Annotated in this window: 11 protein-coding genes; 8 read left to right on the top strand and 3 right to left on the bottom strand. The window is 46.4% G+C overall.

Features of this window, described 5'->3' with window-relative positions; all coding sequences use genetic code 11:
• Positions 1–93: 93 nt before the first annotated feature.
• On the top strand, positions 94–2,280 hold the full coding sequence (locus tag Q0413_RS08670) for a type I restriction endonuclease subunit R (RefSeq protein WP_298988980.1): 2,187 nt from the start codon (positions 94–96) through the stop codon (positions 2,278–2,280).
• A gap of 192 nt (positions 2,281–2,472) precedes the next feature.
• Here the strand turns inward: Q0413_RS08670 and Q0413_RS08665 are convergent, their stop codons facing one another.
• Together Q0413_RS08665 and Q0413_RS08660 are read right to left on the bottom strand one after the other, a co-directional pair.
• Positions 2,473–2,628, bottom strand: coding sequence for a hypothetical protein (locus Q0413_RS08665; RefSeq protein WP_298061235.1), 156 nt, complete (start codon positions 2,626–2,628; stop codon positions 2,473–2,475).
• A 117-nt stretch (positions 2,629–2,745) separates the two neighbouring features.
• The gene (locus Q0413_RS08660; RefSeq protein WP_298988939.1) at positions 2,746–3,636 is read right to left on the bottom strand and encodes a peptidylprolyl isomerase; all 891 of its coding nucleotides are present in this window, start codon (positions 3,634–3,636) and stop codon (positions 2,746–2,748) included.
• Between the two features lie 84 nt (positions 3,637–3,720).
• Between Q0413_RS08660 and gltX the strand changes: the two genes are divergently transcribed.
• The 7 genes from gltX (at position 3,721) to Q0413_RS08625 (ending at position 11,556) form a co-directional block, all read left to right on the top strand.
• Positions 3,721–5,100: a glutamate--tRNA ligase gene (gene gltX, locus Q0413_RS08655; RefSeq protein WP_298988929.1), complete on the top strand. Its 1,380-nt coding sequence runs from the start codon at positions 3,721–3,723 to the stop codon at positions 5,098–5,100.
• A gap of 1 nt (position 5,101) precedes the next feature.
• On the top strand, positions 5,102–6,358 hold the full coding sequence (locus Q0413_RS08650; protein WP_298988916.1) for a malic enzyme-like NAD(P)-binding protein: 1,257 nt from the start codon (positions 5,102–5,104) through the stop codon (positions 6,356–6,358).
• Between the two features lie 44 nt (positions 6,359–6,402).
• Complete coding sequence (locus Q0413_RS08645; protein WP_298988908.1) at positions 6,403–7,851, top strand: nicotinate phosphoribosyltransferase; 1,449 nt, start codon at positions 6,403–6,405, stop codon at positions 7,849–7,851.
• Positions 7,844–8,215: a hypothetical protein gene (locus tag Q0413_RS08640; RefSeq protein ID WP_298988895.1), complete on the top strand. Its 372-nt coding sequence runs from the start codon at positions 7,844–7,846 to the stop codon at positions 8,213–8,215. Before Q0413_RS08645 ends, Q0413_RS08640 begins: the two co-directional genes overlap by 8 nt.
• A 77-nt stretch (positions 8,216–8,292) precedes the next feature.
• Positions 8,293–8,985, top strand: a complete 693-nt coding sequence (locus tag Q0413_RS08635) for an MqnA/MqnD/SBP family protein (protein ID WP_298988884.1) — start codon at positions 8,293–8,295, stop codon at positions 8,983–8,985.
• Positions 8,982–10,340 (top strand): NADP-specific glutamate dehydrogenase, encoded by a 1,359-nt coding sequence (gdhA, locus tag Q0413_RS08630; protein ID WP_298988868.1) that lies wholly within the window; start codon positions 8,982–8,984, stop codon positions 10,338–10,340. The genes Q0413_RS08635 and gdhA overlap by 4 nt, the downstream gene beginning before the upstream one ends.
• 484 nt (positions 10,341–10,824) lie before the next feature.
• Positions 10,825–11,556 (top strand): DUF4197 domain-containing protein, encoded by a 732-nt coding sequence (locus tag Q0413_RS08625; protein WP_298988855.1) that lies wholly within the window; start codon positions 10,825–10,827, stop codon positions 11,554–11,556.
• Between the two features lie 433 nt (positions 11,557–11,989).
• On the opposite strand, the gene Q0413_RS08620 is transcribed toward Q0413_RS08625, so the two are convergent.
• Entirely contained in the window at positions 11,990–12,565 is a 576-nt protein-coding gene (locus Q0413_RS08620; protein WP_298988849.1) for a hypothetical protein, read from the bottom strand.
• Between the last annotated feature and the right edge of the window lie 228 nt (positions 12,566–12,793).

Here is a 12,793-nt window from a genome sequence, read left to right as displayed (position 1 = left end):
CCGTATCAGATCGCAGCAACCGAACGTATATTGTGGAAGATAAATAGCTCGCATCTTAGTAAATGCTATGCAAAGCCGTAGTTCGCAGGCAAAATCTGGCATACGACAGGATCGGGCAAAACGCTAACTAGCTTTAAGGCGGCAAGGCTCGCTACTCAGCTTGATTTTATAGATAAGGTCTTTTTCGTAGTAGATCGTAAAGATCTAGACTATCAGACGATGAAAGAGTATCAAAAATTTCAAAAAGATAGCGTAAACGGCTCAAATAGCTGCGCCGAACTAAAACGAAATACGGAAAAAGAGGACGGTAAAATAATCGTAACGACCATACAAAAGCTAAATAATCTGATGAAAAGCGAAAGCGAGCTGGCCGTATATCAAAAGGAGGTCGTTTTTATATTTGACGAGTGCCACCGCTCGCAGTTTGGCGAGGCACAGAAAAATTTAAAGAAAAAATTTAAGAGATTTTTCCAGTTCGGTTTTACGGGTACGCCGATATTTCCGCAAAATGCGCTAGGAGCGGAGACGACGCAAAGCGTATTTGGAAGCGAGCTTCACTCGTATATATTAACCGATGCCGTAAGGGATGAAAAAGTGCTTAAATTTAAGGTTGATTATAACGACGTAAGGCCTAAATTTAGAGAATTTGAGACCGAAAAAGATGAGCTAAAACTAAGCGCTGCGGAGAGTAAAGAGGCATTTTTGCACCCTGATCGTATAAAAGAGATTTCGCAGTATATCCTGGATCGTTTTAGGCAAAAAACGCACCGACTAAACGCAAGCGGTAAAGGCTTTAACGCTATGTTTGCAGTAAGCTCTATCGAAGCCGCGAAGCTATACTACGAGGCGTTTAAAAATTTACAAAAAGATAAAGAGCGACCGCTAAAAGTAGCAACGATTTTTTCATTTTCGCAAAACGAGGAGCAGGGCGTTGCCGGAGAGATAGCGGACGAAAATTTTGAACCCGAGACGATGGATATGAGCTCAAAAGAATTTTTAAATGCTGCGATAAAAGATTATAACGCCTATTTTAGGACGAATTTTAGCATCGAGGGTAGGTCGTTTCAGGACTATTACCGCGACTTGAGTGAACGCATGAAAAAGCAAGAAGTCGATTTGCTCTTGGTTGTGGGCATGTTTTTAACAGGGTTCGACGCACCTACGTTAAATACGCTATTCGTAGATAAAAATTTACGTTATCACGGGCTTATGCAGGCTTTTTCACGTACGAATAGAATCCTAGACGCCACTAAGACCTTTGGCAATATCGTGACTTTTAGAGACTTGCAGCAAGCTACGATCGATGCCATCACGCTTTTTGGTAAAAACAGTACCAAAAACGTAATTTTGGAAAAAAGCTATAAGGAATATATGCAGGGCTTTACCGATGCTGCTACCGGCGAGGCCAGACGAGGATTTCTAGAAGTTACGAGCGAGCTTGAGGCGCGCTTCTCAGATCCTAACGCAATAGAAACGCAAAAGGATAAAAAGGATTTTGTTAAGCTTTTTGGCGAGTATCTTCGCGTAGAAAATGCTCTGCAAAACTATGACGAATTTGCGGCGCTGCAGGCTCTGCAAGGGGTAAATTTGAATGATGAGAATGCCGTGCGCGAATTTAAAGAAAAATTTTATCTAAGCGAAGAGGATTTGCAGGAGATGCAAAGCATAAAAGTGCCTAGCGTGCGAGCGCTCCAAGACTACCGCTCTACCTATAACGATATAAGAGACTGGCTAAGAAAAGAAAGAGCGGGCGAACGCAAAGAGACGCAAAAGATGGACTGGGACGACGTGGTCTTTGAGATTGACCTACTCAAGTCGCAGGAGATAAATTTAGACTATATTTTGGGGTTAATATTTGAGCACAATAAAAAGATTAAAGATAAGATCGCGCTTACCGAAGAGATCCGCAGGATCATCCGCGCCAGCCTGGAAAATCGCTCAAAAGAGGGGCTAATAGTAGATTTTATAAACGGGACTGATTTGGACGAGTTAAAAGATAGAGCAGGCGTAGTCGAGGCATTTTTTAAATTTGCAAAAGGCGAGATGTCGCGCGAAGCAAAAGAACTGATTGGCTCGTTAAATTTAAATGAAAATGCTGCAAAAAGGTATATTAGCGCGTCGTTAAAACGCGGATATGCTAGCGAAAGCGGAACTGATTTAAACGAAATTTTACCTAAAATGAGTCCTCTAAATCCAAAGTATCTAAGCGTGAAGCAAAATGTTTTTGAAAAAATCGCTTTTTTTGTGGATAAATTTAAGGAAGTCGGCATTGAGGTTTAGGCACGACTTAATTTGGATGTATTATTTTGTACTATATAAGCGATGCAAATAGGAGTTTTATGCGTTTAGATTATATTTTTACAGACGAAAATTATTAGAAAAATTGTTGTTGAGTTAAAATATGTTGCATTGAAAACAAAGAAGTATAATTTGTGTCAATACGATGATGTAGATTCGTATAAATTTTAAAATTTAGCTCCTCGCCGCTGTTGTTATCGCCCAAACGGCGACGAGTTTTGAGGCGGCATCGATGTGGGAGAAAAATTTGCTCGCGCCGAAGCTCGCAGCGCTTATGCCGCCATTTCTAGGATTGCTTTTAAGTTCGGTAAAATCGTTGATTACTATCACGCAAATCCTTTAAATTTTATCAAATTTAACGCATGGCAGGGCGAACTGCGTGCTTGCCCTTGCGTTATCGGCGTTTAAATTCTACAAAATTTAATGCGCGGCATCGGATTTTAAAATTTATTGCCTTTTTTGCACTTTAACTTTTGGGGCGGTTTTTGCGCCTTGCGCTTTTGCCTGTGGGCGCTCGATGATGCGGATATTGGCGTTTGAGCGGAGTCTGTCGTTGAACTCGGCGACCGCTTTTTTGCGCTCGGAGGTTACGTAGCCCTCGATCGCCCTATCTTGCACGCTATCAAAATCAAGCGTACGAAGCCCTTTTTTGTCGTTTACGTAAAACATCTCGTAGCCGTTGCGCGTAGGGATTATCGGCGAAAATTTGCCCTGCTCGACGTTCGTGACGATGTATTTGAGCCCCTCGTCCATTTGATTGGCCTTGAGGGTTCCCTTCATCACATACACGTCGCTTGGGCGGAGCTTTGGATTTGCGCGGATCTTATCGAGTGGAGCCTGAGATTTCGCGATATAGCGGGTTAGCGTGATGCTATCGAAGGTTGTAAATAATGAACTATTTTGGCTGTAGAATTTTTTGACATTTTCGGGGGTCGTGCGGTGCTGTATGTCTGCGAATATTGAGCCATAGAGCTTTTCTTCAAGCAGTGTACGGCGGATATTTGCTTTAAAGTCATCGTAGTTTATACCTTGCTTTTGCACGGCGGTTTTGAGTTGGTCTAAGCTAAGCTTATTTTGATCGGCGATCGCTTTGAGCCTCGCGTCGATCTCCGCATCATTTACCGCGATGCCGCGGCGTTTAATCTCGGATTGTTGCAGCTTTTGCCCGATTAAAATTTCCATCGCAGCTTGCGGCGAAGCGCCCGTTAGCTTCTGAACTTTGGCTAGTTCGTAGCCAGTGATGGGCTCATTATCTACCACGGCGATGACGCCATTTACTACTTCGGCATTTGCACAAATAACACAGATCATTGCGGAAAAAAGCAGTTTCTTTATCATTTTTAACCTTTATTTAGTCTTTTTGCTTTATAATTACAAGATCGCGATTATAACATTAAATGGTAATTTTTGCAAAGGAATTTTATGATAGTAACTCGTTTTGCGCCGAGTCCTACGGGATATTTACATATCGGCGGACTTAGAACGGCGCTTTTTAGTTATCTTTACGCTAGGGCAAACGGCGGCAAATTCCTGCTGCGTATTGAGGACACTGATCTGAAGCGCAATTCGCAGGAGGCTGCTAAGGCGATCGAGGAAGCCTTTAAGTGGTGCAATCTAGACTATGACGGGCAGATCGTGTATCAAAGCTCACGCTTCGATCTTTACAAACAATATGTCCAAAAGCTGTTAGATGAGGGCAAGGCATACAAGTGCTATATGAGCAAGGATGAGCTGGATGAGCTGCGCGCGCAGCAGGAAGCTCGCAAAGAGCGCCCGCGCTACGATAACCGCTATCGCGACTTTACCGGCACGCCGCCTGCTGGGATCGAGCCCGTAATCCGCATCAAATCCCCGCTTAGTGGCACGATAGAATTTAGTGACGGCATCAAGGGCGAGATAAAATTTAACGCTGCCGATATTTTGGACGATTTCATCATCGCGCGTTCCGATGGCACGCCTACGTATAACTTCACGGTCGTGATCGACGACGCGCTGATGGGCGTCACGGACGTGATCCGCGGCGACGATCACCTAAGCAACACCCCGAAGCAGATCGTGCTGTATAACGCGCTAGGCTTTAAAATCCCTAAATTTTACCATGTCGCGATGATCAACGGCACCGACGGCAGCAAGCTGAGCAAACGCCACGGCGCTACCGACGTGATGGAGTATAAGCGTATGGGCTATCTGCCCCAGGCTCTGTTAAATTTCTTAGTGCGCCTGGGCTGGAGCCACGGAGACGATGAAATTTTTAGCATGGAGGAGATGAAGCGCTACTTTGATCCCAACCATATCAGCAAGAGCTCCAGCACCTTCAATCAAACCAAGCTTGAGTGGCTAAACGCGCATTATATTAAAAACTCTGACGACGATGAGCTTGCCGTGCAGCTTGTGGAATTCGGCGTCGATATCCGTTCGCATGCAAAAAAACATCTCATCGCGCAGCAGTACAAACAGCGCGCAAAGACGCTAGTGGAGATGGCTGAGGGCATTAAAGCTCTTCTAGCCCGCCCGAGCTGCTACGACGAGAAGGCGTATAAGAAATTTGTAACCGAAAGTTCGCTAAGCTTACTCGCAAAATTTTCGGATACTCTAAGCGCAAATTTAAATGCAAAGGAGTGCGAGGAAAGGACGATGGGATTTTTGGACGCAAACGGCGCCAAGCTAAAGGATCTTGCCCAGCCGCTGCGCGTTGCGATCACGGGGGGAAGCGTAAGTCCGTCGATTTTTGAAATTTGTGAAATTTTGGGAAGCGACGAAGTTAAAACGAGAATTTCAAATTTAATCAAAAAAGGATTATAAAATGGCTAAAGTAAACGTTGAAGCGGCTTTGAAGTACCACATAGGCGGTAAAATCGGAACGAATGTAAAAACCCCGTGCGCTACGGCGGAGGATTTGGCGCTTGCATATACGCCGGGCGTCGCGGAACCTTGTAAGGTGATCGAAGGTGATCACGAGGCTGCGTTTAAATACACGAATAAGGCCAATCTCGTAGCCGTCATCACCAACGGCACGGCGGTTTTAGGACTCGGAGATATCGGCGCTATCGCCGGAAAGCCCGTAATGGAGGGCAAGGCGGTTTTATTTAAAAAATTCGGCGGCGTCGATGCGTTTGACATCGAGATCGACGAAAAAGATCCTAAAAAGATAATTGAAATTTGCAAAGCGCTTGCGCCTACGTTCGGCGGTATAAATTTAGAGGATATCAAAGCTCCCGAGTGCTTCGAGATCGAGCGCGAGCTGCAAAAAGCCGTCGACATCCCCGTCATGCACGACGATCAGCACGGCACCGCGATGATTACAGGTGCAGGGCTAATCAATGCAGCCCTCATCAGCGGCAAAAAGATCGAGGATATGAAGATCGTAGTCAGCGGCTCGGGCGCTGCAGGCATAGCGTGTGCGAAGATGTATCGTAATTTAGGCGCTAAACATATCATAATGCTTGACTCCAAAGGGGTGATCCATAAGGGCCGCACCGATCTTACCGAGCAGAAGAAAGAATTTGCCCTAGACACTGCAGATCGTACGCTAGAGGATGCTATTAGGGGAGCCGATATGTTTTTGGGTCTTAGCAAGCCGGGCGTTTTAACCAAAGAGATGGTAAAGACTATGGCGCCACATCCAATCATTTTTGCGCTTGCAAATCCGGTACCGGAAATTTATCCAAGCGAGGTCGAGGAAGTAAGAAGCGACGCGATCGTAGGCACCGGCAGAAGCGACTTTGCAAATCAGATCAATAACGTTTTGGGCTTTCCGTATATCTTCCGCGGCGCGCTTGACGTAAGAGCCAAAAAGATCACCGAAAATATGAAAATTGCTGCCGCTCGCGCGATGGCGGATCTTGCTCGCGAAGAGGTTCCTGCGGAAATCCGCAAGATGCTGGGCAAAGAGAGCTTAAAATTCAGCAAAGACTACGTGATCCCAAATCCTTTCGATCCGCGCGTATTTGCCGTGATCTCGACGGCGGTCGCAAAAGCTGCGGTGGATGACGGCGTCGCTCGCGTCAAAGACTTCGACGCTGCAGCTTATAAAAAGAGCCTAGAAGCTAAAAAGCTATGATTCCTTGCTCCTGCGCGAGGCGAGATTAAATTTAAGAGGCGTAAATGAAAGATTTGGCTTTACTTACCGATTTTTATCAGCTTAGCATGATGCAGGGCTATTTTTTTACAAAGCCCGATCAGACGGCGGTTTTTGACGTTTTTTATCGCAAAAACCCAAGCGGCGGCGGTTACGCGATATTTTGCGGCTTAAACGAGGTCGTGGATTATATCGAAAACTTAAAATTTAGCGAAGACGACATCGCGTATCTAAAAAGTTTAAATTTCTTTAAACCGGAATTCCTGGAATTTCTAAGAGGCTTTAAATTTAGCGGCGAAATTTACGCGATGGATGAGGGGCAGATCGTATTTCCGCACGAGCCGCTTATCCGCGTCAAAGCAAATATCATGGAAGCACAGCTCATCGAGACGGCGATCCTAAATACTATAAATTTTCAAACTCTAATCGCTACGAAAAGCTCGCGCATCAATTTTAGCGCCAAGGGTGATTTGGTGATGGAGTTTGGCTTGCGCCGCGCTCAGGGGCAAAGTGCCGGTATCTACGGTGCAAAGGCTGCGATTATAGGCGGCTGCAGCGCCACGTCAAACGTGCTCGCCGCAAAGAAATTCAGCGTGCCCGCGATCGGCACTCACTCGCACTCTTGGATTCAGAGCTTTGATAGCGAGCTGGAGGCGTTTCGCGCCTACGCTAAAATTTATCCGAACAGCACGCTTTTACTCGTCGATACCTACGATACTCTCGCAAGCGGCGTGCCGAATGCGATCAAGGTTTTTAAGGAGCTTCGTGCAAACGGTCATGAGCCGCTTGGAATCCGCATAGATTCGGGCGATCTGGAGTATCTGACCAAGCAGGCGCGCAAGATGCTCGATGCGGCGGGCTTTAATAACGCAAAGATCACCGCATCCAACGACCTGGACGAATACGCGATCGATCAACTCAAGCTTTTCGACGCTAAAATCGATAGCTGGGGGATCGGTACTAGGCTTATTACCGGCGGAGACAGTTCAAGTCTCGGCGGCGTGTATAAGCTAAGCGGTATCGAAAAAGATGGCGAGATCGTGGCTAAGATCAAAATTTCAAACGATCCGCGCAAGATCAATAATCCCGGCTACAAACAGATCTTTAGGCTCTACGACAAAGATAACGGCATGGCACTTGCCGATCTGATCACGCTTGATGGAGAGAGCATAGACGAGAGCGCGCCGCTTGAAATTTTCCATCCGCTTTACACCTACAAGCGTAAAATTTTAACGAATTTCAGCGCGCATAAGCTCTTACGTCCCGTTTTCAAGGAGGGCAAATTCGTAGGCGCCCGCCGCACGGTAAGCGAGATCGCGCGTTTTAGCAAGGAGCAGAAGAGTAAATTTTGGCTTGAGCACCTTCGCAACGTCCATCCGCAAAGCTACAAAGTAGATCTCTCTCAAAAGCTTTGGGATATCCGAAAATCACTCATCAACGAGTGCAACCTCAATTTAAAGGAAAAATATGTTTAAAGTTCTATCGTGTGCCGCTTTGGCGCTAGTTTTGCTAGGATGCGGCTCAAACCAGCTCCGCCAATCCCCGGATAGCGCTATGAATAAGCAAGCACAGAGCGAAAAAACCATAACCAAAGAGAATGCGAAGACCTTCTATTTCGTCGATGAGCGGGGCAAAAAGCTTTCGCTTAGCTCAAACGACGATTTCAATACCGCCGTGTTAAAGGACGATAGCGGCAAAAGCTACAACCTCAAGCGCGAGCGTGCCGCCGACGGCATCTATATGGAGAACAAGGATGGAGTGAGCATCCACTTCAAAAAAGGTGAGGGCATAGTGGAGTTTAGCAAATACAAATCCATCCCGATCACCGAGGTCAAATAAACTTTAAAATTTTTGATTAAATTCCGATTTAGCGCCGGAATTTAGCCCTTTTTTCTGCGCTAAATTCGGAGAAAGTTATGTTATTAGGCAAAATCGATTATCTAAATTTGCTCCCTTTTCACGTATTTTTAAAATCCCTTCCGCTGCCGTCTTATGTTAAAAAATCGATAGAATTTAAAAAAGGGGTGCCGAGCAAACTCTGCGCCGATCTTTATTATAGACGCATAGATGCCGCGGTAATCTCCAGCATCGAAAGCCGCCGCGCAAAATACCGCAGACTGCCTCTTGGAATCGTCGCAAAGCGCGAAGTGCTAAGCGTACTCGTGCGCAAAAACTCGGCGCCCAGGCTCGATCCCGCGTCGATGAGCTCAAATATGCTAGCCCGCGTGCTGGATCTTAGCGGCGAGGTGCTAATCGGCGATAATGCTCTAAAGGCGCTGCTTTCGCAGGGCAAGGATAAATTTTACGATCTTGGCGAAATTTGGCAGCAGCGCACGGGCTTGCCCTTCGTTTTCGGGCGGCTGTGCTGTGTGAAAAACGATAAAGCTTACTCGCGCCTAGCGACGAAATTTTTACGTTCGCGCATTAAAATTCCAAGATATATCCTGCGAAGCTACGCCTTTTCGCGCGGCATAAAAGAGCGCGAAATTTTAAATTATTTGAAATTTATAAGCTACAAAATCGGCGTCCGCGAGGAGCTGGCGCTGAAAAAATTTATCGCTAAAGCCAAAAAATTAAAATTTAATCCGGTTCAAAAGGAGGAACTATGAAATCTTACATCGACGGCTTGCTGCTAAATTTAAAGCGTGCCAATCCCGGTCAGGAGGTCTTTATCCAGGCATCGACCGAAATTTTATACTCGCTCATACCGCTTCTAAAGCGCGATGAGCGATACGTGAAAAATAAAATTTTAGAGCGCATTTTGGCGCCCGAGCGCACGATGATGTTTCGCGTCGTCTATATGAGCGACGACGGCGAGCCCTGCGTGCATACGGGATATCGCATAGAGTTCAACTCCGCTCTGGGCCCTTACAAAGGCGGTCTGCGCTTTCATCCGAGCGTAAATTTGGGCGTTTTAAAATTTTTAGGGTTTGAGCAAATTTTTAAAAATTCCCTCACGGGTCTTAATATCGGCGGCGCAAAAGGCGGCGCAAATTTCGATCCCAAGGGCAAGAGCGACGGCGAGATTATGAGATTTTGCCAAGCTTTTATGTTAGAACTTCACCGCCTAATCAGCTCCAATACCGACGTGCCCGCGGGCGACATCGGCGTGGGCGGTCGCGAGATCGGCTATATGTACGGCGCGTATAAAAAGCTCACCCGCAGATTCGACGGCGCGCTTACGGGCAAGGGGCTAAGCTGGGGCGGTAGTCTTGCGCGCACCGAGGCTACGGGCTACGGATCGGTCTATTTTGCAAACGAGATGCTCGCTACCAGGGGCGATTCGCTGCACGGCAAAATTTGCACGATCTCTGGCGCCGGCAACGTCGCTATCTACACCGCCGAAAAGCTATATCAGATGCAGGCAAAACCCGTCACCGTAAGCGATTCTACGGGCTTTATCTATGACACCGAGGGAATCGATGTAATGCTTCTTAAAAAGCTAAAAGAGCAGCTGCGCGTAGGGCTTTGCGAATATATTAAAGAGCGCCCTAACGCAAAATTTATCCCAGTTAGCGCCTATCCCGCAGGCCGCAACGGCGTGTGGAGCGTGCCGTGCGATGCGGCATTTCCGAGCGCTACGCAAAACGAGCTTAATCTGCAAGACGTAAAGACTCTCTATGCCAACGGATGTCGCATGGTTTGCGAGGGCGCGAATATGCCAAGCACGCTTGAGGCGATCGATTTTATGCTCGCGCAAAAAGACTTTCTTTTCGGTCCTGCCAAAGCGGCGAATGCGGGCGGCGTGGCTACAAGCGGGCTTGAGATGGCGCAAAACGCGCAGATGGCGTCGTGGAGCTTCGAACAGGTCGACGGCAAGCTGCGCGAGATCATGCGCCACATATTTCGTACCAGCTACGAGACCTCGAAGGAATTCGGCGCGGAGGGCAATCTCGTGCTGGGCTCGAATATCGCGGGCTTTCGCCGCGTAGCCGACGCGATGCTGGATCAAGGGCTGGTTTAAGCTTAACTCGCTTTATTTTGTCAAAAGCGGCAGCTCGCTTTTAAATTTAAACTCTTTAAATTTACGACGAGCTTTTTGGCTGCTTTGATAAAATTTTAATCGTTTGCGCCGAGGATATAGCCGCTCATCGCTATAATCCTCTCTGCGCGGCTTGCGTTGGTATCGCGCGCGCTGCGTAAATTTTAAATGACGCTCGATCGGCGCGGTTTAAAATTTAAGTCGTCGCAACGTCGCTTTTAAATTTAGTCGCAAACATGCAAAGTCCGCCGCTGCTAAATTTTATCTTTAAATTTGGCGGGTAAATTTTGCCCGTTAAATTTAGCTTTGAAATTTGACGTTTAAAATTTAACTCGAAGCCGCTTTTAAATTTAGTCTAAAATTTTATCTCAGCTCGCCCGTGCAGCGCGTAAATTTAAACCGAGCGCAGGCTGAGCGTTTACCGCATTTTGGCATAATGGCGCAAATTTTATCCAAAGGTTGCAATATGAAAAAATTTATGGTTTTACTCGCCGCTGCGTCGCTGTCGCTCGCGCATGCGGACGTAACGGATATCCTAAAGCAGGGCGCGGACGTGCTCGGTGCGACTCAGAGCGGAAACTACAAAGAGCTGCTCGCTTCCGCCACAAACCGCGCCGTAGCCGAGCTCGCCAAGGGCTACATCCACAGTAAGACCGCTAAAATCGAACTTCCTCCTTCGCTGAAGGCGGCTGCGAAGCTTGCGAGAAAGGTGGGCGGCGATAAATGGGAGCGCGAGCTCGTCGTGAGTATGAACGATGCCGCTACCAAGGCGGTGAGCAGTGCGAGCAAGATATTTTTGCAAGATCTGAAATCTATGAGCGACGCCGACGTTAAAAAGCTCATCGGCGGCGGTGACACGGCGCTTAGCGAGTATTTGCAGAGCAAATCGGGCGCGAAGCTGCGGGCGGTTTTTAGACCGATCGTAAGCGATATGATGAGCAAAAACAGCTTCGCGACGGCGTATAACGGGCTAAATTCCTTCGCGCAAAGCAAAATCGCGGGTAATGAAGCGGTGCAAAACATCGCGCGCGGACTGGGCGCGAGCGAGTATCTGCCTAAGCAGGGCGAGGATTTGAACGATTACATCACGCAAAAGACGCTGGATGGGCTGTTTGCGGTAATGAGGGAAAAAGAAAGCGCGCTTCGCGGCAGCGCCGTCGGCAAAGGCGCGGGGATTTTAGGCAAGGTGCTGAAATAAAGCTCGCGGCGAGGCTTTGGCGTAAATTTCGCCGCATAAGTACTTTCGGTTGCTTTATATCGCCGCCTGCGTAGTCTAAAGCTTCGCGCAAAGTGCCCGCTCGCGCGAAGCGACTGCTTGCGGCAAATCATCGGGCGCGTGGTAAAATTTAGAAGTTTGTTTACCGCGCTTGGAGCCTGTTTGCTTAAGACAATAATCTCAGCGCGGAGTTTAATCCGCGAAATTTGAAACTATAAAATTTAGAAATTTAGCAAGACGCAAAGGATTTGAAATTTTAAAATTTCACGTGGAGTTTTAGAATTTCCTGCGGCAATTGAATGCGCGTATATCTAGCGCTTACGTCTGAAATTTTACAAAGCGGCGGAGTATCGGGATAGCAGAGCGGTAACAGATAAGCGCGTAAGAGTAAAGCAAGAAAGCCATCTTGTAAATTTCATCGCTTTTTAAATTTACGCTTTTTACGCTTTGGAGCTTTAACGCTTTGATCGGAAGCATTTCTTTGCTGATACACGCCGTCATTTTTATACTCCGTTAGCTTTTTGTCGCAGTATGAGCAAATTTGATCAGTATCTTTGACGTCCTCGTACAGGTAAAATTTAAAGCAGTCTTTGCACCACATATATTGCGGATATCTTTTTATGCTCTTCTCAGAATGGAAGGCGAGGTAAAAAAACGAGATACTAATAAGTAAAACCAAAAATCCCGAGATAAGAAGAGGATATCCGATTTTGTTTTGTATTCCTGCGGGATCTTGCGTTGTAAAAATTTCTATAGATATTATTAAAAGGTTTAAGCCTATCAAGGCATTAATCACTCTACCTATTTTTTTGTTTATGAAAATTCCCGCAGAAGCAAACAATACGCCGATGATAAAAATCTTGATAATATAGACCGGCTCAACTGCGCTCCAGCCCCCGTATTTAAAATACATCTTTCCGCTAAAGCAGCCAAGAATGCTTTCAAATACAAAAAATGCGCCCAAAAGTATTAAACCTATTCTAGTGCTCATTTTTTATTCCTATGGCTTTTTTTGAGATAGTTGTCATTGTTTGAATAGCGCCTCATTAGGCTGTAGCTTGTTGTCGGGGGCATACTTTCATTAAGCATATCGTTAGCAAAATTTATCAAATTTAATAAAATATCTATTTTAGCCATCAATACTGTATTCACTCTTTCGCCCTCACACCTCTATAACCACATCCTTATACTTTTCATAAAGCTTCGGCTTTAAAATTTT

It is taken from the genome of uncultured Campylobacter sp. (assembly GCF_938045465.1).
Lineage (GTDB): Bacteria > Campylobacterota > Campylobacteria > Campylobacterales > Campylobacteraceae > Campylobacter_B.
Note: the sequence above shows the minus strand (reverse complement) of the source record. Positions and strands in the feature narration are given on the sequence as shown.